Origin of the sequence: Streptomyces sp. NPDC002265, assembly GCF_040296125.1 — a bacterium.
Taxonomy (GTDB): domain Bacteria; phylum Actinomycetota; class Actinomycetes; order Streptomycetales; family Streptomycetaceae; genus Streptomyces.
In genome coordinates this window covers 40,241-61,499 of the sequence record NZ_JBEOWS010000012.1, presented here as the reverse complement: position 1 = coordinate 61,499, position 21,259 = coordinate 40,241, and the positions used below count along the sequence as shown (strand labels likewise).

Annotated in this window: 20 protein-coding genes and 1 pseudogene; 10 read left to right on the top strand and 11 right to left on the bottom strand. The window is 72.8% G+C overall.

What is annotated here, in order from left to right:
* From ABT085_RS04045 to ABT085_RS04035, 3 genes and pseudogenes are all read right to left on the bottom strand, one after another.
* Positions 1-406 (bottom strand): annotated as a pseudogene (locus ABT085_RS04045) (hypothetical protein); the annotation flags it as partial.
* 43 nt (positions 407-449) lie between these two features.
* Entirely contained in the window at positions 450-1,049 is a 600-nt protein-coding gene (locus ABT085_RS04040) for a histidine phosphatase family protein (protein WP_351601658.1), read from the bottom strand.
* Between the two features lie 18 nt (positions 1,050-1,067).
* On the bottom strand, positions 1,068-2,276 hold the full coding sequence (locus ABT085_RS04035) for a pyridoxal phosphate-dependent aminotransferase (protein WP_351601656.1): 1,209 nt from the start codon (positions 2,274-2,276) through the stop codon (positions 1,068-1,070).
* Positions 2,277-2,363: 87 nt separating this feature from the next.
* Between ABT085_RS04035 and ABT085_RS04030 the strand changes: the two genes are divergently transcribed.
* Entirely contained in the window at positions 2,364-3,074 is a 711-nt protein-coding gene (locus tag ABT085_RS04030) for a winged helix-turn-helix transcriptional regulator (protein ID WP_351601654.1), read from the top strand.
* Positions 3,075-3,241: 167 nt separating this feature from the next.
* Here the strand turns inward: ABT085_RS04030 and ABT085_RS04025 are convergent, their stop codons facing one another.
* Genes ABT085_RS04025 through ABT085_RS04015 form a run of 3 tightly spaced genes read right to left on the bottom strand, consistent with a single transcriptional unit; the run spans position 3,242 to position 6,939 of the window.
* Positions 3,242-4,057 (bottom strand): hypothetical protein, encoded by an 816-nt coding sequence (locus ABT085_RS04025; protein ID WP_351601651.1) that lies wholly within the window; start codon positions 4,055-4,057, stop codon positions 3,242-3,244.
* On the bottom strand, positions 4,057-5,319 hold the full coding sequence (locus tag ABT085_RS04020) for a VWA domain-containing protein (RefSeq protein WP_351601648.1): 1,263 nt from the start codon (positions 5,317-5,319) through the stop codon (positions 4,057-4,059). The genes ABT085_RS04025 and ABT085_RS04020 overlap by 1 nt, the downstream gene beginning before the upstream one ends.
* A 9-nt stretch (positions 5,320-5,328) precedes the next feature.
* Positions 5,329-6,939 carry an IucA/IucC family protein gene (locus tag ABT085_RS04015; protein ID WP_351601645.1) on the bottom strand — a complete coding sequence of 537 codons (1,611 nt, stop codon included), beginning with the start codon at positions 6,937-6,939 and terminating at the stop codon, positions 5,329-5,331.
* A 316-nt stretch (positions 6,940-7,255) separates the two neighbouring features.
* Between ABT085_RS04015 and ABT085_RS04010 the strand changes: the two genes are divergently transcribed.
* From ABT085_RS04010 to ABT085_RS03995, 4 genes are all read left to right on the top strand, one after another.
* The gene (locus tag ABT085_RS04010; protein WP_351601669.1) at positions 7,256-8,770 is read left to right on the top strand and encodes an IucA/IucC family protein; all 1,515 of its coding nucleotides are present in this window, start codon (positions 7,256-7,258) and stop codon (positions 8,768-8,770) included.
* A 194-nt stretch (positions 8,771-8,964) separates the two neighbouring features.
* Positions 8,965-9,183, top strand: a complete 219-nt coding sequence (locus tag ABT085_RS04005) for a DUF4287 domain-containing protein (RefSeq protein WP_351601642.1) — start codon at positions 8,965-8,967, stop codon at positions 9,181-9,183.
* A 102-nt stretch (positions 9,184-9,285) separates the two neighbouring features.
* Positions 9,286-10,200: a HipA family kinase gene (locus ABT085_RS04000; protein ID WP_351601639.1), complete on the top strand. Its 915-nt coding sequence runs from the start codon at positions 9,286-9,288 to the stop codon at positions 10,198-10,200.
* Positions 10,197-10,472, top strand: coding sequence for an Rdx family protein (locus ABT085_RS03995; protein WP_351601636.1), 276 nt, complete (start codon positions 10,197-10,199; stop codon positions 10,470-10,472). Before ABT085_RS04000 ends, ABT085_RS03995 begins: the two co-directional genes overlap by 4 nt.
* Positions 10,473-10,485: 13 nt before the next feature.
* Here the strand turns inward: ABT085_RS03995 and aceB are convergent, their stop codons facing one another.
* Both aceB and ABT085_RS03985 read right to left on the bottom strand, forming a co-directional pair.
* Positions 10,486-12,111 carry a malate synthase A gene (aceB, locus tag ABT085_RS03990; RefSeq protein WP_351601633.1) on the bottom strand — a complete coding sequence of 542 codons (1,626 nt, stop codon included), beginning with the start codon at positions 12,109-12,111 and terminating at the stop codon, positions 10,486-10,488.
* Between the two features lie 185 nt (positions 12,112-12,296).
* The gene (locus ABT085_RS03985; protein WP_351601630.1) at positions 12,297-12,911 is read right to left on the bottom strand and encodes a nucleotidyltransferase family protein; all 615 of its coding nucleotides are present in this window, start codon (positions 12,909-12,911) and stop codon (positions 12,297-12,299) included.
* A 290-nt stretch (positions 12,912-13,201) separates the two neighbouring features.
* On the opposite strand from ABT085_RS03985, the gene ABT085_RS03980 reads away from it, so the two are divergent.
* Complete coding sequence (locus ABT085_RS03980; RefSeq protein ID WP_351601627.1) at positions 13,202-13,516, top strand: DUF5955 family protein; 315 nt, start codon at positions 13,202-13,204, stop codon at positions 13,514-13,516.
* A gap of 28 nt (positions 13,517-13,544) precedes the next feature.
* On the opposite strand, the gene ABT085_RS03975 is transcribed toward ABT085_RS03980, so the two are convergent.
* Complete coding sequence (locus ABT085_RS03975) at positions 13,545-14,345, bottom strand: IclR family transcriptional regulator (protein WP_351601624.1); 801 nt, start codon at positions 14,343-14,345, stop codon at positions 13,545-13,547.
* 303 nt (positions 14,346-14,648) lie between these two features.
* Here ABT085_RS03975 and allB point away from each other — a divergent pair, with 303 nt between their 5' ends.
* Together allB and alc are read left to right on the top strand one after the other, a co-directional pair.
* The gene (gene allB, locus ABT085_RS03970; protein ID WP_351601621.1) at positions 14,649-15,989 is read left to right on the top strand and encodes an allantoinase AllB; all 1,341 of its coding nucleotides are present in this window, start codon (positions 14,649-14,651) and stop codon (positions 15,987-15,989) included.
* 41 nt (positions 15,990-16,030) lie between these two features.
* On the top strand, positions 16,031-17,170 hold the full coding sequence (alc, locus tag ABT085_RS03965; protein WP_502982620.1) for an allantoicase: 1,140 nt from the start codon (positions 16,031-16,033) through the stop codon (positions 17,168-17,170).
* Positions 17,171-17,247: 77 nt separating this feature from the next.
* Here alc and ABT085_RS03960 read toward each other — a convergent pair whose 3' ends face one another.
* Positions 17,248-18,276 carry a magnesium transporter CorA family protein gene (locus ABT085_RS03960; protein ID WP_351601615.1) on the bottom strand — a complete coding sequence of 343 codons (1,029 nt, stop codon included), beginning with the start codon at positions 18,274-18,276 and terminating at the stop codon, positions 17,248-17,250.
* Between the two features lie 282 nt (positions 18,277-18,558).
* Here ABT085_RS03960 and ABT085_RS03955 point away from each other — a divergent pair, with 282 nt between their 5' ends.
* Positions 18,559-19,371: an AIM24 family protein gene (locus tag ABT085_RS03955; RefSeq protein ID WP_351601612.1), complete on the top strand. Its 813-nt coding sequence runs from the start codon at positions 18,559-18,561 to the stop codon at positions 19,369-19,371.
* Positions 19,372-19,583: 212 nt separating this feature from the next.
* A complete protein-coding gene (locus ABT085_RS03950; RefSeq protein ID WP_351601609.1) occupies positions 19,584-19,970 on the top strand; it encodes a guanyl-specific ribonuclease in 387 nt (128 codons plus the stop codon).
* A 170-nt stretch (positions 19,971-20,140) separates the two neighbouring features.
* Here the strand turns inward: ABT085_RS03950 and ABT085_RS03945 are convergent, their stop codons facing one another.
* Positions 20,141-21,163, bottom strand: coding sequence for a Gfo/Idh/MocA family protein (locus ABT085_RS03945; protein WP_351601606.1), 1,023 nt, complete (start codon positions 21,161-21,163; stop codon positions 20,141-20,143).
* Between the last annotated feature and the right edge of the window lie 96 nt (positions 21,164-21,259).

Here is a 21,259-nt window from a genome sequence, read left to right as displayed (position 1 = left end):
GGCAGTTCCAGCGACGGCCGCTCGCTGGGCCTGACCGCGCCCCGCCCCGAGGGCCAGCGCTCGGCGCTGGAGCGGGCCCCTGAGGCCGGTCCTCGCCGCCGACCCGCGCGGCGAACACCCCGGCGTCCGCGGGGGCCCCGGCCGGCGACCCGTGCGGTGTCCGCTCCGCCGCCTGCCCGGCCCGGGTCCCGGTCGGGTCCGCCGCCTGCGGCAGGGGGTCGGCCGTCTCGCGTATCCGGTGTCCGGCCGGGGTCAGGAAGTGGTCGTGCGGCGGCCGCGGATGCCGGAAGGCGAGCCCGTGTCTCACCAGCGCCGCGAGCTGCGCCGGTGTGCCCCGCAGCCGTCCGGTCACGGGCTCGGCGGCGTCGATCACCCGCCGCTGCGCGGCGGTCGGCGGTCGTGTCACGGCAGGCTCCCTCCCACGGGCCGCGAGGCGGCCCACTCGCAGGCTACGGGTTGGCTCTGACATTCCAGCCGGCGATCACCGGCCGCCCGTGTTCCGTGCTCAGCCGGCTCAGTGCCCCCGTCGCCAGCTGGAACAGCGCGCCGTCCGCAGGGGGCAGTCCCAGCCGGCGGGCGGTGAGGACCCGCAGGAAGTGGCCGTGCGCCACCAGGACGACGACGCCCTCGGTGTTGGCGAGCGCGGCGTCCACCTTGGCCAGCACCCGGTCGGCGCGCTCGCCGACCTGCTCCGGGGTCTCCCCGGGGTGCTCGGGCGGGCCCTCAGGCACGCCGTCGGTGAACAGGAACCAGCCCGGCCGGGTGCGGTGGATCTCGACGGTCGTGACCCCTTCGTACGCGCCGTAGTCCCACTCCTGGAGGTCCGTGTCGATCCGTACGTCGTGCAGACCGATGAGCTCCGCCGTCTCCCGCGCCCGCTGGAGCGGGCTGACGAACGCGGCGCCGACGCGGTGCGAGCGGACCAGCGGCACCAGGCGGCGCGCCTCCTCCCGGCCGCACTCGGTCAGCGGTACGTCGGTGCGGCCGGTGTGCCGTCCGGACCGCGACCACTCGGTCTCACCGTGCCGGACGATAAAAAGATCACCCATGCCCCCAGGGTAGGAGGGCTACTGCCGGTACCCGCTCAGGAACCGGCCGATCCGGCCGATGGCCGCCTCCAGATCGTCCGCGTGGGGGAGCGTGAGAATGCGGAAGTGGTCGGGGGCGGGCCAGTTGAACCCGGTGCCCTGGACCACCTGGATCTTCTCCCGCAGCAGCAGGTCCAGGACGAACTTCTCGTCGTCGTGGATCCGGTGGACCTTGGGGTCCAGACGGGCGAAGGCGTACAGCGCGCCCTTCGGCTTCACGCACGACACCCCCGGGATCTCGTTCAGCTTCTCCCAGGCCACGGTGCGCTGTTCGTACAGCCGGCCACCGGGGGCGGTCAGCTCGTGGATGGACTGGCGGCCGCCGAGCGCCGCCTGGATGGCGTACTGGGCGGGTGCGTTGGCGCACAGCCGCATGGAGGCCAGCATGGTCAGGCCCTCCAGATAGCTCTTCGCGTGCTGCTTGGGCCCTGTGACGACCAGCCAGCCCGAGCGGAAGCCCGCCACCCGGTACGTCTTGGAGAGGCCGCAGAAGGTGAGGACGACCAGGTCGGGGGCGAGCGCGGCGGCCGAGTGGTGCACGGCGTCGTCGTACAGGATCTGGTCGTAGATCTCGTCGGCGAGGACCATCAGGCCGTGCCGGCGGGCCAGGTCGAGGATGCCCTCGACGATCTCCTTGGGGTAGACCGCGCCGGTGGGGTTGTTCGGGTTGATGATCACGACCGCCTTGGTGCGCTCGGTGATCTTCGACGCCATGTCCTCCAGGTCCGGGTACCAGTCGGCCTGTTCGTCGCACAGGTAGTGGACCGCCTTCCCGCCGGCCAGGGTGGTGACGGCCGTCCACAGCGGGAAGTCCGGGGCGGGGATGAGGATTTCGTCGCCGTCCTCCACCAGCGCCTGTACGGCCATGGAGACCAGCTCGGAGACGCCGTTGCCGAGGAAGACGTCGTCGACGTCGACCTCCAGGCCTCGGTCCTGGTAGCGCTGCGCGACCGCGCGGCGGGCGGAGAGGATGCCGCGCGAGTCCGTGTAGCCATGGGCCCGGGGGAGCATCCGGATCATGTCCTGGAGGATCTCCTCCGGCGCCTCGAAGCCGAACAGCGCCGGGTTGCCGGTGTTCAGGCGCAGCACGCTGTGACCCGCCTCCTCCAGGGCGTTGGCGTGCTCGATCACCGGACCGCGGATCTCGTAGCAGACCTCGCTGAGCTTGTTGGACTGCCGGAACTCCATGCGCCGCCGCCTCTCGGATATCTGGTGATGCTTGGTTTTACCAAGTGGGAGCTTGGAAAGTCCAACAACATGTCTAGACTGCGTCGCATGCCACCTCGCCGAAGCTACGACCAGTACTGTTCCGCCGCCCGCGCGCTCGACGTCGTCGGCGACCGCTGGACCCTGCTGATCGTCCGCGAGCTGCTCGCCGGCCCGCGCCGCTACACGGACCTGCACGCCGACCTGCCGGGCGTGAGCACGGACGTACTGGCCTCGCGGCTGAAGGACATGGAGCGCGACGGCCTGGCCACCCGCCGTCGGCTGCCCCCGCCGGGCGCCGTCTACGTCTACGAACTCACGTCCCGGGGACGCCGGTTGCGGACGGTGCTCCAGGCGCTGGGCGCGTGGGGCGAGGGGGAGCTGGGCGAACGGCGGCCCACGGACGCGGTGCGCGCCCACTGGTTCGCGCTGCCGCTGCTGCGGGCGCTGCGGGGGGTCCCCGCGGCCCGGGGCGTCCTCGAAGTCAGGCTGGAGGAGGGCAGGTTCCATCTCCACGCCGGTGACGGCGACACGGACGGGCCGGCGTACGGCGACGGGCCCGCGCCCGCCGGGCCCGACGCGCTGCTGATCCTGGACACCGCCACCTGCGAGGCCATGGCCCGGGGTCTGCTCACCCTGGCCGAGGCGGTCCGCGAGGGTCGGGCGGAGGTGACCGGCGACGGCCCCCTGGCCAAGGAACTGGCTCAACTGGCCCAGCCGGCCGAACCGGCTGCACCGGCGGGGGCGCCCGAACCGGCCCAACCGGGCCGACCGGCCTGACCGGTTGAGCCGACGGACCCGACGTACCCGACGACTCCGAAGGACCTGACGAACCCGGCGGATTCGGTGAACCCGACGGACCCGGTTGTTCCCGCCAGGGTGAAAGACGAACGGGCCGAGCCCGGCGCGTAGGAGGCGCGCCGGGCCCGGCCCGCAGGGCACGGGCGTCAGACGCCCGGCGGCAGATTGCGCGGTCGGCCGTTGCCGCGGGTCAGCGCGTAGCCGCCGATGCCCGCGAGCGCGGCCAGCATGCCGCCCACCGCGGTCCACACCCAGCGGTCGGACCACCAGTTGGACGACCAGCCGTCGTCCGGCTCGATGCTGGAGAGCACCGCCGACTTCGCCGAGCCGTCGGAGTCGTCCGACTCGTCCTTCTTGGACGTGACCGCGATCCCCGGCACCAGGGCCTCGGACAGCGAGCCGTCCACGGCGGCCGCACCGCCGATGTCCTTGGACTCCACCGACATCTCGGCGCTCACCGGCAGACCCAGGTCGGCCGTCTTCAGGCCCACGACCGTGAGCCGGACGTAGTAGGTGCCGGGCAGCGGGGCGTCGTCCCACGGCTCGGTCCAGGCGCGCACCGTGCGCAGCGTGCAGGCCAGTTCGACCGAGGGCGAGCCCGGCTGGGCGGTGCGCGTCTGCGCCCCGTACTGGCAGGCCTGGCGGCGGCGCAGACCGTCGTACACGTCGATCTGCCAGGACTGGGCCCCGTGGGTGTCCGGCAGCTTCACCGTCGCCTTGACGGTGGGCCGCTGTCCGGCGTCCGCCGGGAACGACCAGTAGAGGTAGTCACCGGCGGAACCGCTCGCCGTGGCCGTCACGCCCTGCTCGATCTCGGTCGCCGTGCGGAACGAAGTACCCGCCGTGGTGGGCGCCTTGGCGTCGTCGGACGGGCTCGCGGAGGGCGAGGAGTCGGCCGCCGCGGGGCCCGCGGCCAGTCCGAGGGTCAGCAGCGCCAGGCTCAGCGTTCGTGTGATTCGCATCAGTTGGTCCTCCAGACCGCGACGCGCCAGCGGGACAGCCAGCCCCACAGCACACCGGCGAGGAAGCCGGCCAGGATCAGGGCGCCGAGCAGCCACCAGCCGCGGCCGAGGCCGAAGGAGGCCACGTCGCTCGCCTGGGACGGGCCGTCGACCACGTCGACCGTCAGCTCGAGCGGCAGACCGGGCGTGGCCTTGACCCCGGCGGCGGCGGAGAAGGAGTTGGTGACCTGGAGGCACACCGTCTCGGCGGGCGCGTTCTCGTCGTCGCTCTCCGCCTTCGGGTAACGCAGGCCGGTCGAGACGACGTCCGTACGGCCGTTGCCGTCCGCCTCGCCCCGTACGATCTCCCGCTGGTGCACGGTGACCGCGCGCAGCAGCACCCCGTAGTCGGGGTTGACGGCCCGGTCGTCCGCCACGCTCACCGAAGCCCGCAGCTCCTGGCCCGGGTTGACGTCCACCCGGTACCAGCGCTCCTGGCCGAACTCCTCACGGTCGGTGTACAGGCCGGACTTCAGGGTCGGTGCCTGGGAGCAGGAGTCCGCGCCCTGGGTGGCCACCGGCGTCACCACCGGATCGGCCGCCCGGTCCACCAACTGGTTGACCTTGTCGGTCAGTTCGTCGGCGTGCTCGACCGAGGTGTAGGTGCCGCCGGTCGCCTCGGCGATGCAGCTCAGCTGCGCGCGCAGCTTGGTGTTCGGCACCAGGCCGAGCGTGTCGATGGTGAGGCCGACGCCCTTGGCCGCGATCTCGCGGGCCACCTCGCACGGGTCGAGCGGGGCGCAGGTGTCCTCGCCGTCGCTGATCAGTACGATCCGCTTGGAGCCGGTTCCGCCGTCGAGGTCGTCGGCGGCCTTCAGCAGGGCGGGTCCGATCGGCGTCCAGCCGGTGGGCGAGAGGGTCGCCACCGCCGTCTTGGCGTCGGTCCGGTTCAGCGGGCCGACCGGGTAGAGCTGCGCGGTGTCCTTGCAGCCCGTCTTGCGGTCGTCGCCGGGGTAGTTGGCGCCCAGCGTGCGGATGCCGAGCTGGACCTCCTCGGGCGTCGCGTCCAGCACTTCGTTGAACGCCTGCTTCGCCGCGGCCATCCGCGACTTGCCGTCGATGTCGTTGGCCCGCATCGACCCGCTCACATCGAGAACGAGGTCGACCTTCGGTGCGTCGGCGGTGGTCTCGTCGGCGACCGCTCCGGCAGGGAACGCTATCCCGACCGTGAACGCGGCGAGCAGGGCGCAGATCCCTACCGCCAGCCGTTGTGTTCTGATCATCGGCGGATCCTATTGACCGGACGGGTCCCGCCACAAAGCGGGGTCCGCCCCGCGCCGCCCCGGCCCCGCGCCCAGCGGGTTGGGCAGCTGTGCCCACTGGTCCCCGGCCACCCCCGGCGACAGCCTCATCAGTGTCAACGCCTTGACGGGCAGCGGTTCTTCGAGCAGCGCCACCAGGTCCGCGGTGCGCGGCAGGTCCGGTACGGCCGCCTCCAGCGCCCCGCGCAGCGCCGGCGCCGATCCGGCCGTCGCGGCCAGCGAGCCCGCCACCAGCGAGCCGAACAGCTTGCGCCGCAGGGTGGTGACATCGTCCGTGACGGTCCGCCCGGCCAACGCGGGAACCGGGACACCGTGTTCGGCCAGCCGCAGCGGTCCGACCCGGATGTCGGCGAGGTCGCGGTAGACCAGACGCAGCGGCGCGCCCGTCGGAGACAGCACCACCAGCAGGTTCTGGCCGTGCGCCTCCAGGGCGACGCCGAGTTCCAGCAGCCGCAGCCCGACGGTCAGCGCGAGCCGCGTGAAGTCCGCGAGCCAGCCCGGCGACCGGGGCAGACCGGTCGTCGCGAGGGCGGCCACCGGCACCACGTGCTCGCCCGGTGCCCCGTACACACCAGGCGACTCCCGCAGCACGGCCGCCAGGTCCGGGGAGTGGGCGGTGGCCGCGCCCAGCGTGCGGGTGACGTGCAACAGGCCGTCCGTGCGCGCCGCGAGCGCCTGCCCGAACTCCGACAGGGTCGCGGACATCGAGACGGACCCGACCGAGATGTCCCGCACCGAGGACGTCAGCCGGGCGGTGAGCGCGGTCTTGACGTGCGGACCGCCGGGCACGGCCAGGGTGCGCAGCGACATCAGCGGATGCGCGTCCAGCCCGGTGTCGCCCGCCCGCTTGAGCACATGCGCCGCCTGCCAGGGGTGCACCGGCAGCACCGTCCGCCGCCCGTCCCGCAGCCACTGCGGCCACTCGCCCGTCACCAGGCACTCGTCCGCCTCCACCGGCACCAGGCCCAGCCGCACCAGGGGCCGGTGCTCCGGCCCGTACGCGAGCTGCTCGGCGGCCGAGAAACCCGGCCGGGAACGGCAGTTGGGGTGGTACGGATGCCCGTCGACCACCCGCTGCTCCCACTCCCACTCGTCCCTCGGCCACTCGTCCGGCGGCCACTCGTCCGCCCGCGTCTCGTCCGCGGTCCGTCCGCCGGGCGAACGCGTGGCGGGGCGGTCCGGCTGTCCGGCCCGGGACAGCGCCAACGACGCGACACTGTCGTCGAGTTCGGCCGCGAAGGCCGCGCCGTTCGGCACGGCGAGCGCGGTGAGCAGCCGCTGCGGACGGTCGTACGCCACCCCGTCCAGCTCCACCGAGGTGACGTACGCGGCGGTGGCGTACGGATCCGGGACCGGACCGTGCAGCCTGCGGCCGTCGGACAGCCGCAGGGTGAGCCCGTCGCCGCCGGGTTCACGGCGCACGATCCACGGCAGCGGTTCATGGGCGAGCGCGCGCCACAGCCGGGTCAGGACGGCCGCGCGGGCGCCGGGCAGCTCGGTCGTGAACCGCGCCACGAGGCCGGGACGCACATCGGCCAGTTCGGCGGCGATCGCGTCCTCGGCGCTGGAAGATCGGTACACGGTCGGGCTCCTCGGGTACGAGTGGGGTGGGACTGGTCGGTCAAGGCGGGTGGTGACAGCAGAGATACTGATCATCTCCGTCCGAACGGACCGTAGGGAACGAGTGGATCGCGTGGACCTCCTGCCCCCGCCCGCCGACGACGACGCCGCCCCGCCCGGCGGCGCCACCGCCGTGCCCGCCGACGACGACGCCGCCCCGCCCGCCGACGACGACGCCGCCCCGCCCGGCGGCGGCGGCCCCGGCCCGACCGCCGGTGACGGCGCGGCCCCGTCCGCCGGTGGCGCCGCGGTCCCGCCCGGCGCCCCGCGGCTCGGCGTGTCGCCCGCCGCCCCGCGGACCGGCGTGTCGACCGGCGGCCGTACCGACCCGGCCGACGCCTACGCGGCCGCGCCCCTGCTCAACTGTCTGCTGCGCGAGGTGGCCCGCCCGCTGGGCGACCCCGCCGATCCCGGCCGGCGTCCGGTGTACCGCCTGCCCGGCGGGGACCGGCTGCTACGGGTGCTCGGGACCCGGCGGCCCGCCGAACCCGAGGTGTACGCGGCGGGCGCCTGGCACCGCCTCGACCATCCGGAACTGGTCAAACTCGTCGCCGAGGAGCTGCGCCGGCACACCGGGCTGTCCAACCACGAACTGCCCGCCGAGATGATCGACAGCAGGGACGCGGTGGCCGCGCTGCTCACCGCCCGCGCCGCCGCCACCCCGCCCGACGACCCCTACCTGCGCTCCGAGCAGTCCCTGGTCACCGGCCACCCGTACCACCCGGCCCCGAAGGCGCGCGGCGGCGGCCCGGTCGCCGGCTGGCTGCCGTACGCCCCCGAGGCGCACGCCCGCTTCCCGCTCGCCCTGCTCGGGGTGCGCGAGGACCAGGTCGTCGAGGAGGGCGACACCGCGGCCCTGGACACCCTCGGCGAGGCCCCGCCCGGCTACCGACTGCTGCCCGCCCACCCCTGGCAGCTGGACCTGGTCGGCGACGACCTCGCCCCCGCCTTCGCCGACGGGCGGCTGATCCGGCTGGGCACGACCGCCTGCGAGGTCTGGCCCACGGCCGCGATCCGCACGACGTACAGCCCGGAGCGCGACCTCTTCCTGAAGTTCAGCCTGGACGTCCGCATCACCAACGACATCCGCCGGCTGTGGCGCCACGACCTGCTGAGACTGCGCCGGAGCGACACGGCCGCCGCGCACGCCCTCGCGTCGGCCGAGGGGCCCGCGGCCTGGCTCGGCGACCGCGGCTACCGCACCGCCGGCTTCGCCTTCGAGGAACTGGCCGTCCTGGTCCGCGACGGACTGCGCGACCACCTGCTCCCCGGCGCAACACCGCTGCTCGCCGCGGGCCTGGCCGAGGGGTTCGCGGGCAGCCCGCTGGACGGCACGAAGGACCCGGGGGCCTGGTGGGAGGCCTATCTGGGCGCGGTCGTCCCCCCGTCCCTCGCGGCCTTCGCCGACCACGGCGTCGTACTGGAGGCGCATCTCCAGAACACGCTGGTCGCGGTCGACGCGGACGGCACTCCGGTGCAGGCGCTGTTCCGGGACGCCGAGGGCGTCAAGCTGCTGCCGGACGTGTCCCGGGAGGCAGGCTGGGAGCGGCTGGTGTACTGCCTGGTCGTCAACCACCTCACCGAGATCGCCGGTGCGCTGGCCGAGCGCCGGCCGGGCTTCGACCCCTGGCCCGCCGCCCGCCGTGAACTCGCCCGGCGCGACCTCCCCGAGATCGACGCCCTGCTCGCCTCGCCCACCCTGCCCGGCAAGACCAACCTGCTGCTGCGCTGGACCGGCGCGGACGGCGCCGACGCCCGCTATCTGCCGCTGCCCAACCCGCTGTCCGGCTGACCGGCGGCCGCGGGGCCGGCCCCACCCGCCGGGCGGAGGACGAGACGGCCTGGTCATATGTGATGCGGGTCACGCCGGTGGGGCGATCGCTTCTCCGCCGCCCGCGGGTCATACAGACGACAGCGCACACGACAGCGCACACGACAGCACACACGCGGCAGCGCACACGACCGAACAGACGGGAAGCGACCGACATGAGCGCACCTGTGAAGGGCCCCGCCAGCTACTTTCCCTCGATCGAGAAGAAGTACGGCCGTCCGGTGGCCGAGTGGCAGGACCTGATCCGCTCCTCGCCGCTGACCAGGCACATGGAACTGGTCGCCTGGCTCAAGACCGAGCACGGCCTGGGACACGGCCATGCGAACGCGCTCGTGGCGTACACCCTCGCCGAGCAGGCGGGCACCGCCGGCTGACCGGCCGCACGGGCGCCGCGCAGGGTGGCAGACTTTCCGGAGTGCGCACGTCGGAGAGTCCGCCGTGGATCGCGAGGGCGAAAGGTCGGGTGGCCCGAGAACATGCTGAGAGAGGTCACTGCGACCCGCTACCTCACACCCCTGCACTCCGGGGGCTCCGTCCCCGGCGTCGTCGAGGCCGACGACCTCGGCACCTACGTCGTGAAGTTCACCGGCGCCGCGCAGGGCCGCAAGGCGCTGGTCGCCGAGGTGATCGTGGGCGAACTGGCCCGTGCCCTCGGGCTGCGCTTCCCCGAACTGGTCCTGGTGCGCTTCGACCCGCAGCTCGGCGCGGACGAACCGCACCAGGAGGTGCGGGACCTGCTGAACGCCAGCGGGGGCGTCAACCTCGGCATGGACTATCTGCCGGGCGCGAAGGACTTCACGCCCGATGTGGCCGCCGCCTTCGACGTCGACCCGGTGGAGGCGGGCCGGATCGTCTGGCTCGACGCCCTGACGGTGAACGTCGACCGCACGGTGCACAGCTCCAACCTGATGATCTGGCCCACGTTCGGCACGGTCCCGCCGCGGCTGTGGCTGATCGACCACGGGGCCGCGCTCGTCTTCCACCACCGCTGGGACTCGGCGGCGCCGCACAAGGCGTACGACTTCCGCCACCACGCCCTCGGCGGGTACGCGCCGGACACCCGGGCGGCCGACGCCGAGCTGGCCCCCAGGGTGACCGGGGAACTGCTGCGCCGGATCGTCGCCGAGGTCCCCGACGCCTGGCTGGCCGACGACCCGGAGTTCGCCACGCCCGACGACGCCCGGACGGCGTACGTGGATCATCTCCACGCCCGGGTGCGGGCCTCCGGGTCCTGGCTGCCCACCGACTTCCCCAGCCGGGAGGAGCTCGCCGCCGAGGAGGCCCGGCGGGCGGCGCGAACGCAGCAGGGCCGGCCGAACTGGCTCAAGCGGGTCCCCGACCTGCACGGCAAGCCGGCCGCCGAACAGGATTGGTCGGTGCATCTGCAATGACGGACGTCCAGCGGGTGGAGATCGAGTACTGCACCCGGTGCCGCTGGCTGCCACGGGCCGCCTGGCTGGCGCAGGAGCTGCTGACCACCTTCGAGGCCGACCTGACCGAGCTGGCGCTGAAGCCGGGCACGGGCGGGGTCTTCGTGGTGCGGGTGAACGACGAGGTGGTGTGGGACCGGCGCGAGCAGGGGTTCCCGGAACCCACCGAGGTCAAGAAGGCGGTACGCGACCGAGTGGCCCCGGGCCGGTCCCTGGGCCACTCGGACAGGTGAGGACGCGCCGCGCTCAGCCCTGGAGCTGCTCGTAGGCGGGCAGGGTCAGGAAGTCGGCGTAGTCCTCGTCGAGGGCGACCCTCAGCAGCAGGTCGTGCGCCTGCTGCCAGTGGCCGGCGGCGAAGGCCTCCTCGCCGGTCTCGGCGCGGACGGCGGCCAGTTCCTCCGCCGCGACCTTGCGGGTCAGTTCCGGTGTCGCCTTCTCACCGTTCTCGAACTCCACGCCCGCGTTGATCCACTGCCAGATCTGCGAGCGGGAGATCTCGGCGGTGGCCGCGTCCTCCATGAGGTTGAAGATGGCGACCGCGCCGAGGCCGCGCAGCCAGGCCTCGATGTAACGGATGCCGACCTGGACGGCGTTGACCAGCCCGGCGTACGTCGGCCGGGCGTCGAGGGAGTCGACGGCGATCAGGTCGGCCGCCTCGACGTGGACGTCCTCGCGCAGCCGGTCCTTCTGGTTCGGGCGGTCGCCGAGCACGGCGTCGAAGGAGGCCAGGGCGATCGGCACCAGGTCCGGGTGGGCCACCCAGGACCCGTCGAAACCGTCGGCCGCCTCACGGTCCTTGTCGGCCCTGACCTTCTCGAAGGCGACCTTGTTGACCTCCTCGTCACGCCGCGACGGGATGAACGCCGCCATGCCGCCGATCGCGTGCGCGCCGCGCTTGTGGCAGGTGCGCACGAGGAGTTCGGTGTACGCCCGCATGAACGGGGCCGTCATCGTCACGGCGTTGCGGTCAGGCAGCACGAACCGGGGCCCGCCGTCCCGGAAGTTCTTGATGATGGAGAACAGGTAGTCCCAGCGGCCGGCGTTCAACCCGGAGGCGTGGTCGCGGAGCTCGTAGAGGATCTCCTCCATCTCGTAGGCCGCGGTGATCGTCTCGATGAGGACGGTGGCGCGGACGGTGCCCTGCGGGATGCCGAGGTGGTCCTGTGCGAAGACGAACACGTCGTTCCAGAGCCGGGCCTCGAGGTGGGACTCGGTCTTCGGGAGGTAGAAGTAGGGGCCCTTGCCGAGGTCGAGCAGCCGCCGGGCGTTGTGGAAGAAGTACAGCCCGAAGTCGACGAACGCGCCGGGGACCGGGGTGCCTTCGGCGTCGACGAGGTGACGCTCGTTCAGATGCCAGCCCCGCGGCCGCATGACGACGGTGGCGAGCTCCCCGGCGGCCTTGAGTGCGTACGACTTTCCGGTGTGCTCGTCGGTGAAGTCGATGGTCCGGGCGTAGGCGTCGCTCAGGTTGAGCTGGCCGAGTACGACGTTCTCCCAGGTCGGCGCGGAGGCGTCCTCGAAGTCCGCGAGCCACACCCGGGCACCGGAGTTGAGCGCGTTGACCGTCATCCTGCGGTCGGTCGGGCCGGTGATCTCCACCCGCCGGTCGTCCAGGGCCGCGGGGGCCGGGGCCACCCGCCAGGAGTCGTCCGCGCGGATCGCGGCGGTCTCCGGGAGGAAGCCGAGCGTGGCGGTGCGGGCGATCTCGGCGCGGCGCTCCGCCCGGCGGGCGAGGAGCTCGTCCCGGCGCGGCGTGAAACGCCGGTGCAGCTCGGCGACGAAGGCGAGCGCGGCGTCGGTGAGGACCTCCTCCTGCCGGGGCAGCGGTGCGGCGTCGACGATGGCCAGCGGGGACGGCGCTGGTGTGGACATGAGCTGTCACTTCCTTCAGCGGGCGTGGCACCGGGTGCCGGTCGAACCGGGCGAGGCGGACGGCGTCGGGGCGCGGCCGGACGCTTTTGATCAATGGATGTTAGTTTCCTCATCGCGGAAGTTCAATGTTCTGTTGATGCCGAGGCGTTCGGCGTCGAGGCGGGAGGTGCGCGGTGCCACCTCGCTCACTCGAGGTGGACCAGGTCGGCTTCCGTGTCGATGTCGTACGGCCGGGCCACGTCCCCGCACTCGACGAGCGTCAGCGCCGCCGCGTGCTCCCGCAGATAGGCGCGGGCCCCCTGGTCCCCGGTCGCGGCCGCGGCGACGCCCGCCCAGTGGGCGGCCCCGAACAGGACGGGATGGCCGCGCACGCCCGCGTAGGCGGCCGCGACCAGGGACGCGCCGCCCCGGTGGGCGGCCAGGACCCGCCGTACCGCCTCCGGGCCGATGCCGGGCTGGTCGACGAGCGAGACCAGCACCGCCGCTGCGTCCGTTCCGGTGAGCGAGGCCAGCCCGGCCCGCAGCGAGGTGCCCATGCCCTGCTCCCACTCCGGGTTGTCCACCAGTACGCAGCCGCCGAGCTCCGCCCGCCGCCGTACGGTGTCCGCCTGTGCCCCCAGGACCACGTGGACCGGCCGGCACCCGGCCGACCGCAGCACCTCCACCGCGTGCTCCACCAGCGGCCGCCCGCGATGCGTGAGCAGGGCCTTGGGGCGTCCGCCCAGCCGCCGTCCGCCGCCCGCGGCGAGCAGCAGGCCCGCGACCGCCGGCGGGCGGGGCGTCGTCTGTGGTGTCGTCATGGACCCTGCATACCGCAGGACGCGGGTGGAGGCAGGGACGGCGCTTCCGTGTGCCCGGCGAGGCGGGGGGATGCCGGGCCGGTCATCCGCCGCGGCGGCGTGCTGCGGTCGATTCGATCTCCCTTGCGTACAAAGGAAGTTGACGGTGCATCGGACTGGCGGACGCGGGTCCCGGTGGCGTTAACTGGGCGCCCGCCCCGACCGGGCGCCGGGCACGGGGTGCGCGCCGGGGGCGGTGGGGACGGTGGGGCGCGGGTGTGGGGTGCGGGCCGCGGGTGAGGGGGAGGACTGTGTTGCGGAGTGTGGAGCAGAAGGCTGTGACCGGGAGCGACGAGGATCCGCGGGTGGCGGGGCTGCGCTCCGCGGTGTCCCGGCTGCGTCGCGAACTCGCCGCCCATCCGGCCGAGTTCTCCGACCGGGACATCGCCGAGGACGAACTCGCCGCGCTGAACGCCATGGCGGCCGGGGGTACCCCGGAGATTCCGCGGCTGCGCCGCTCGTTGCTGCTGATCGCGGGCGCCATCGGCTCGGTCAGCGCGCTGGCCCCGGGCCTGGCGGACGTCCGTACGGCGGTCGAGCTCTTCGGCGAGCCCCCGCGGCGCTGACGTTCGACGGGAGCACGAGGGCGGCGGACTACGCGTTGGCGGCGCCCGAGCCGGCCAGCGCCTCCGACAGTTCCCGGGCGACCTGCTGGAGGACCAGCACGATCCGCTCCGTGGCCGCCTCGGTGACCCGGCCCGCCGGGCCGGAGATGGAGATGGCGGCGGCGGTGGGGGAGTCCGGCACGCAGACCGCGAGGCAGCGCACGCCGATCTCCTGCTCGTTGTCGTCGACGGCGTACCCGGCCCGCCGTACGTCCTCCAGTGCCGCGAGGAAGCCCTCGGGCGTGACGATCGTCTTCTCCGTCGCCGCGGGCATGCCGGTACGGCCGAGCAGGGCCCGCACCTCATGGTCGGGGAAGTCGGCCAGCAGAGCCTTGCCGACACCCGTGGAGTGCGGCAGGACCCGCCGGCCGACCTCGGTGAACATGCGCATCGAGTGCCTGGACGGCACCTGCGCCACGTACACGATCTCGTCCCCGTCGAGCAGCGCCATGTTCGCCGTCTCGCCGGTCTCGTCCACCAGTCGGGCCAGGTAGGGGCGGGCCCAGGTGCCGAGCAGCCGTGAGGCGGACTCGCCGAGACGGATCAGCCGCGGGCCGAGCGCGTACCGGCGGTTGGCCTGCTGGCGTACGTAACCGCAGACCACCAGGGTGCGCATGAGACGGTGGATGGTCGGCAGCGGCAGTCCGCTGCTCACCGAGAGCTCGCTCAGCCCGACCTCGCCGCCCGCGTCCGCCATCCGCTCCAGCAGGTCGAAGGCGCGCTCCAGGGACTGGACCCCACCACTGGCGGACTTGGCGGAGTCGGTGGTGCTGGCGCTGGACGTCGGCACGGCGCGTTCCTTTCGGCGTGGCAGGAGATCAGCAGCCTACCCGGCAGCAGGTCGGCCACCCGTGGAGGCGGAACTACATTCTGCTGATCGGAAAGATCGCTCTGGTATGCGGAAATGTAGGGAAAACCGGGGGAGCGGCGGCGTTCGGTCCGCCGCGGGCGGGGGTGCTCTTGACGGCGCGGAGGCGGGAGTGAAGACTCCTTCAACAGAACGTTGAATTCCGTTACGTGGAAGTAAATGCCGTGTCTCGGAAGGGCGCGGAAGGGAACGGCGGAACCGAACAGCGGCAGAGAGAGGGTCCAGGTGTCCGACGCCGAACTGGTGCTGCGCTCAAGGCGTGTCGTCGCTCCGGAAGGGACACGCGCCGCCTCGGTCGCGGTCCGCGCCGGGAAGATCACGGCCGTGCTGCCGTACGACGCCGAGGTGCCGTCCGGGGCCCGGCTGGAGGACCTCGGCGACGACGTCCTGCTGCCCGGACTGGTCGACACCCACGTACACGTCAACGACCCGGGCCGCACCGAGTGGGAGGGCTTCTGGACCGCCACACGCGCGGCGGCGGCCGGCGGCATCACCACCCTCGTCGACATGCCGCTCAACTCCCTCCCGCCGACGACGACGGTCGAGCACCTCCGTACGAAACAGCGGGTCGCCGCCGACAAGGCGCACGTGGACGTCGGCTTCTGGGGCGGCGCCCTGCCCGGCAACGTCGGGGACCTGCGCCCGCTGCACGACGCCGGCGTCTTCGGGTTCAAGGCGTTCCTGTCCCCGTCGGGCGTGGACGAGTTCCCGCACCTCGACCGGGACCGGCTCGGGCGCTCGCTCGCCGAGATCGCCGGGTTCGGCGGCCTGCTGATCGTGCACGCCGAGGACCCGCACCAGCTGGACGCCGCCCCGCAGCGCGGCGGCCCCAGGTACGCCGACTTCCTCGCCTCCCGTCCGCGCGAGGCGGAGGACACAGCCGTCGCCGCGCTCCTCGCGGAGGCCAGGCGGCTGGACGCGCGCGTGCACGTCCTGCACCTGTCCTCCGGCGACGCGCTGCCGCTGATCGCCGCCGCCAAGGCCGAAGGGGTGCGGGTCAGCGTAGAGACCTGCCCGCACTACCTGACCCTGACCGCCGAGGAGGTCCCCGACGGCGCCAGCGCGTTCAAGTGCTGCCCGCCGATCCGCGAGGCCGCCAACCAGGACCTGCTCTGGCAGGCGCTGGCGGACGGCACCGTCGACTGCGTGGTCACCGACCATTCGCCGTCGACGGCCGACCTGAAGACCGACGACTTCGCCACCGCCTGGGGCGGAATCTCCGGCCTCCAGCTGAGTCTGCCGGCCGTCTGGACCGAGGCACGCGCACGCGGACACGGCCTGGAGGACGTCGTGCGCTGGATGTCCGCCCGCACGGCACGGCTGGTCGGACTGGACGACCGCAAGGGCGCCGTCGTGCCCGGCCACGACGCCGACTTCGCCGTCCTCGCGCCCGAGGAGACGTTCACCGTGGACCCGGCGGCGCTCCAGCACCGCAACCGCGTCACGGCGTACGCGGGCAAGACCCTCCACGGGGTCGTGAAGTCCACCTGGCTGCGCGGTGAACGCGTCTTCGCGGACGGCGTGTTCACCGCCCCGAAGGGCCGACTGCTGACCCGCACCCCCTGATCCCTCCCGTCCCCGCGGCGGCCGGCTCCCGAGAGGAACACCTGATCACCGTGACGGCGCAGCACGAACTCCCCCTGGCCCGCTTCACCGGCGACGCGAACCCCTACGGCGGCGGTGACCCGTACGCGGACTACCGCACCGCCGACTTCCCCTTCACCCACCACACCGACCTCGCCGACCGGCGGCTCGGGGGCGCCGTCGTGGCCGCCAACGACGAGTTCTTCGCCCAGCGGGAGAACCTGCTGCTGCCCGGCCGCGCCGAGTTCGTCCCCGAGCACTTCGGACACAAGGGCAAGGTCATGGACGGCTGGGAGACGCGCAGGCGGCGCGGTGTCTCGGCCGAGCACCCCTGGCCGGCCGCCGAGGACCACGACTGGGCGCTGGTCCGCCTCGGCGCGCCAGGCGTCGTCCGGGGGATCGTCGTCGACACGGCCCACTTCCGCGGCAACCACCCCCGGGCGGTGTCGGTCGAGGGCACGTCCGTGCCGGGCTCCCCGTCCCCGGAGGAGATCCTCGGCGACGACGTGAAGTGGACGACGCTCGTCCCGCGCACCGAGGTCGGCGGCCACGCGGCGAACGGCTTCGCCGTCCTGGTCGAACAGCGCCTCACCCACCTGCGCGTCAACCAGCACCCCGACGGCGGCATCGCGCGCCTGCGGGTGTACGGGGAGGTCGTACCCGACCCCGCGTGGCTGGCGGTGCTCGGCACCTTCGACGTGGTCGCCCTGGAGAACGGCGGCCGCGCCGAGGACGCGTCGGACCTGTTCTACTCCCCGGCGGCGAACACCATCGGGCCGGGCCGTTCCCGCCGGATGGACGACGGCTGGGAGACCCGCCGCCGCCGTGACACCGGCAACGACTGGATCCGCTACCGGCTGGCCGCCCGGTCCGCGATCCGCGCGATCGAGATCGACACGGCGTACCTGAAGGGGAACGCGGCGGGCTGGGCGTCGGTGTCGGTGCGGGACGGCGACGACGGCGACTGGACCGAGATCCTGCCCCGCACCCGGCTCCAGCCCGACACCGGCCACCGCTTCGTCCTGCCGGACCCCGCCGTCGGCACGCACGCGCGCGTGGACATCTTCCCGGACGGCGGCATCTCCCGGCTGCGGCTGTTCGGCTCCCTGACACCGGAGGGCACGGCCGCGCTCACCGCGCGGTACCAGGAACTCGGCGGCTGAGGCGACCGAGGCGGCCGAGGCAACCGGGGCGGTTGAGGACCGGGGCGACCGGCGCGGGTGAGTCGCCTCGGCCGCGGTCAGGACTGGGAGTCGAGCGAGTCCAGGTCGTCCAGCGTGTCGCGGGCATGGGTGACGCGCAGCTGCCGCCAGTGCGTGCGGTACAGCACGTAGTACATGGCCATGACCACGGCGAGCAGCTGAAGCCCGAGGCCGAGCCACAGGAACGAGTCCTCGCTCTCCATCCTGTTGGTCAGGAAGGCGAAGTTCATCCCGAAGAACCCGGTCAGGAAGGACAGCGGCAGGAAGATCATCGACACGACGGTGAGACGGTTGATCACGACGTTCTGCTGGTCGGCGATGAGCGAGGCATAACTGCCCGCGGCCCGCCGGGCGGCGTCCCGCAGCGACTCGATCTCCAGGAGCACCAGCTGGACGGTGTGCTCGTGCAAGCTGTTCAGCGCTCGCCGTTCGTCCGAGAGGCCGTGGCTCGTCATCCGGCGGCGGACCAGGACCTCCTGCGCGAGCGCGGCGTAGGGCAGGAACGCGCGATGCAGTTGCGCCGCGTGCCGACGCTGCCGGGCCAGCAGCCGGACCTGCTCGGGCCGCCGTTCCGCGAACATCGCCTCCTCGAGGTCCTCGACCTCCAGATGGGAGTCCGTGACGGCCCGCCGAAAGGTCTCCAGCACACCCTGGAGAAACAGGAACAGCGCGACGAAGGACTCGGCGGGCGAGTCCACCGCCAGCCGTTCGAGGAAGGTGCCGACCGCGTCGACGGGCCCTCGGTGGAAGATGACGAGGTGCCGGGGGTCGACCAGTACCTGCACGTAGGAGATCCGGCGGCCGCTGTGGACCACCGGTACGACGCACGCGGCGAAGTCGCCGTGGTACTCGGCCCGCACCTCGTCCTGCGGTTCACCGAACCACTCCCAGGCCTCGTCCTCCACGCCGAGCAGCCGGGACAGCGGCTGCTCGGCGCACGGCGGGTCGTCGTCCTCCTGCTCGACGGTCACGATCACGAGACCGGAGGCCCGGAGGCGTTCACGGGCTTCCGGCAGTCCTGTGCGGGTGACGACACCTTCCGGCATCGACACCACCGATACGATCATCGTCCCTCACCGTGGATGGTGTGCTGCGGGCAGGGACACCTCGGCAGGTGCAAACTGCAACGTCTCCGGCACCTTATCGCCGAAGGCCGCGCGGACCCCCGAATACGGCGGGCGCCGTGTCCCGGGCCGACGAGGCGCCCTCGGTGGGCGGCCGACCGGGTGCGATGCCGACCGGGTGCGGTGCGGTGCGGTGCGGGCTGGGTGCGGTGCCGGCCGGGTGTGACGTCGGCCGGGTGCGGCGGTGGCCGGAACTCTTCCGTCCGTCTCCCGCGTTCTCCCGTCGTGACTCTTCAGCAAGAAATCGTCGGCAACGCCATGCAGATGGCGGTCGTCAGCCTGCGCCCCGGCCAGACCGTGTACTGCGAGGCGGGGAAGTTCCTCTTCAAGACCACGAACGTGACCATGGAGACCCGGCTCTCCGGTCCGTCGGGCGGCGGCGCCCAGCAGTCCGGCGGGGGCGGCGGCATGGGCGGCATGCTGCGCCAGGCCATGGGGACGGCCATGCAGGTCGGCCAGCGCGCCCTCGCGGGCGAGTCGCTGGCGTTCCAGTACTTCACCGCCCAGGGCGGCGAGGGCACGGTCGGCTTCGCCGGTGTGCTGCCCGGCGAGATGCGCGCCCTGGAGCTCGACGGCAGCCGCGCGTGGTTCGCGGAGAAGGACGCCTTCGTGGCCGCCGAGTCCACCGTCGACTTCGGCATCGCCTTCCAGAGCGGCCGCACCGGCATGAGCGGCGGCGAGGGCTTCGTCCTGGAGAAGTTCACCGGCCGGGGCACGGTGATCATCGCCGGTGCCGGCAACTTCATCGACCTGGACCCTTCCGACTTCGGCGGCCGTATCGAGGTCGACACCGGCTGCGTCGTCGCGTTCGAGGAGGGCATCCGCTACGGAGTCCAGCGTGTCGGCGGCCTCAACCGGCAGGGCCTGATGAACGCGGTCTTCGGCGGTGAGGGCCTGTCCCTGGCCACCCTGGAGGGCCACGGTCGCGTCATCCTCCAGTCGCTCACCATCGAGGGCCTCGCCAACGCCCTGAAGAAGGCCCAGGGCGGCGACAAGCAGGGCCCGACGGGCGGTCTGTTCTCGACCCACGCCGGGTGAGGCGGACGGGCCGCGGGCGCCGGAGGGGACCGTCCCGGCGGTGCAGCGCGGTCCCCGGCCGTACCTCGGGAGGCCGCGCTTCGGCGTGACACGAACGGGCGCGCGACGAAGGGCGAACTCAAGTTAACTCCCTGAAAACTCATGGGAGTTGACGGCAAAATCCGCAGTCTTGTCATTGACATGCCACTCTCTACGCGCGTCATCATGAGGGCATGAGATTCCCCCCACGCATCACCCGCATCGGCGCTTCGGCCGCCGTCCTCTCCGCCCTGCTCGTCGGCGGAACCGTCTCCGCCACGACGGCGAACGCCGCGGTCGGCAGCGTCTGCTACTCCAGGCTGCCGTCCCAGGCGTACGACACCCTCGCCCTCATCGACCGGGGCGGCCCGTTCCCGTACTCGCAGGACGGGGCGGTCTTCCAGAACCGGGAGGGCGTGCTGCCCTCGCAGGCGACCGGTTACTACCACGAGTACACGGTGAAGACCCCCGGGTCGTCGACGCGCGGCGCGCGTCGCATCGTGACCGGGAAGAAGACCGACGAGGACTACTACACCGCGGACCACTACGTCACGTTCAACCTGATCAACTACGGCTGCTGAGCAGGCCGCCCGTCAACGGTTGACGCGCAGGAACGGCGCGACCGGCCGGAGGTCCAGGCCCCCCACGCAACCGGACCTCCGGCCGACCCGTCCCTGCGTCTTCCCGCCGCTCCGGCCCTTCGCGGCCCCGGACCTCGCCCGGCGGGCCCGTTCACCCGGTGGGCACCCGCTCACCGTAACGTCGACATCACTCCGCCCGGGATCTCCGCGAGGCCGACCGCCCTGCGCTCGCGCCGGGACACCTCGCAGGCCTCCGCGATCCTGAGCGCCTGAAGGGCCTCGCGGCCGTCGCACGGGCTGGCGAGCTCACCGCGCACCACCTCGACGAACGCGCACAGCTCGGCCTCGTAGGCGGGCTTGAAGCGTTCCAGGAAGCCCGTCCACGGCCGGTCCGCGGCCGGCGGACCGGTCGGTTCCGTGGACGCGATCGGCGTACGGTCGTCCAGGCCGACCACGATCTGGTCCAGCTCCCCGGCCAGTTCCATGCGGACGTCGTAGCCGGCGCCGTTCAGGCGGGTCGCGGTCGCCGTCGCGAGGGTGCCGTCGTCGAGCGTGAGGACCACCGCGGCCGTGTCGATGTCGCCGGCCGCACGGAACATCGCGGGGCCGGCGTCGGACCCGGTGGCGTAGACGTCCACGACCTCGCGGCCGGTCAGCCAGCGCAGGACGTCGAAGTCGTGGATCAGCGCGTCCCGGTACAGCCCGCCGGACTGCGGCAGCCATGCCGCCGCGGGCGGGGACTGGTCGGAGGTCACGGCCCGGATGGTGTGCAGCCGGCCGAGCCGGCCGGAGAGGATCGCCTCGCGGGCCCCCGTGTACCCCGCGTCGAAGCGGCGCTGGTAACCCATCTGAAGGATCGTTCCGGCAGCTTCGACCTCGGCGAGGGCGTGCAGTGTGTTGGGCAGATCGAGGGAGATGGGCTGCTCGCAGAAGACCGGCAGCCCCGAACGTGCCGCCCGGCCGATCAGTTCGGCGTGGGCCGACGTGGTCGCCGTGATCACCACGGCGTCCACACCCCAGGTGAAGATCTCGTCCACTCCCGGCGCCGCCGTCTCGCCGAGTCTGTTCGCCAACTCCTGTGCTCTCGCGGGGTTCACGTCCGTGAGGATCAGTGAACCGACCTCGCGATGACGGCTGAGCGTGTTCGCATGGATCGCGCCGATCCGACCTGTACCGATGACACCGATGCGCATGGGAACAACCTGGAGGGTGACCCCGTGCGCTGTCAATGCACTGTCAAGGCGCATGTCCGGACAACCGAACTACACAACTTCCCGTCAACCGGCCAC

What these genes read in the sequence shown, in the direction of transcription:
- ABT085_RS04040 (WP_351601658.1), bottom strand. Translation starts at nt 1,049, where the DNA reads ATGGGTGATCTTTTTATCGTCCGGCACGGTGAGACCGAGTGGTCGCGG.
- ABT085_RS04035 (WP_351601656.1), bottom strand. Translation starts at nt 2,276, where the DNA reads ATGGAGTTCCGGCAGTCCAACAAGCTCAGCGAGGTCTGCTACGAGATC.
- ABT085_RS04030 (WP_351601654.1), top strand. Translation starts at nt 2,364, where the DNA reads ATGCCACCTCGCCGAAGCTACGACCAGTACTGTTCCGCCGCCCGCGCG.
- ABT085_RS04025 (WP_351601651.1), bottom strand. Translation starts at nt 4,057, where the DNA reads ATGCGAATCACACGAACGCTGAGCCTGGCGCTGCTGACCCTCGGACTG.
- ABT085_RS04020 (WP_351601648.1), bottom strand. Translation starts at nt 5,319, where the DNA reads ATGATCAGAACACAACGGCTGGCGGTAGGGATCTGCGCCCTGCTCGCC.
- ABT085_RS04005 (WP_351601642.1), top strand. Translation starts at nt 8,965, where the DNA reads ATGAGCGCACCTGTGAAGGGCCCCGCCAGCTACTTTCCCTCGATCGAG.
- ABT085_RS04000 (WP_351601639.1), top strand. Translation starts at nt 9,286, where the DNA reads ATGCTGAGAGAGGTCACTGCGACCCGCTACCTCACACCCCTGCACTCC.
- ABT085_RS03995 (WP_351601636.1), top strand. Translation starts at nt 10,197, where the DNA reads ATGACGGACGTCCAGCGGGTGGAGATCGAGTACTGCACCCGGTGCCGC.
- aceB (WP_351601633.1), bottom strand. Translation starts at nt 12,111, where the DNA reads ATGTCCACACCAGCGCCGTCCCCGCTGGCCATCGTCGACGCCGCACCG.
- ABT085_RS03985 (WP_351601630.1), bottom strand. Translation starts at nt 12,911, where the DNA reads ATGACGACACCACAGACGACGCCCCGCCCGCCGGCGGTCGCGGGCCTG.
- ABT085_RS03960 (WP_351601615.1), bottom strand. Translation starts at nt 18,276, where the DNA reads ATGATCGTATCGGTGGTGTCGATGCCGGAAGGTGTCGTCACCCGCACA.
- ABT085_RS03950 (WP_351601609.1), top strand. Translation starts at nt 19,584, where the DNA reads ATGAGATTCCCCCCACGCATCACCCGCATCGGCGCTTCGGCCGCCGTC.
- ABT085_RS03945 (WP_351601606.1), bottom strand. Translation starts at nt 21,163, where the DNA reads ATGCGCATCGGTGTCATCGGTACAGGTCGGATCGGCGCGATCCATGCG.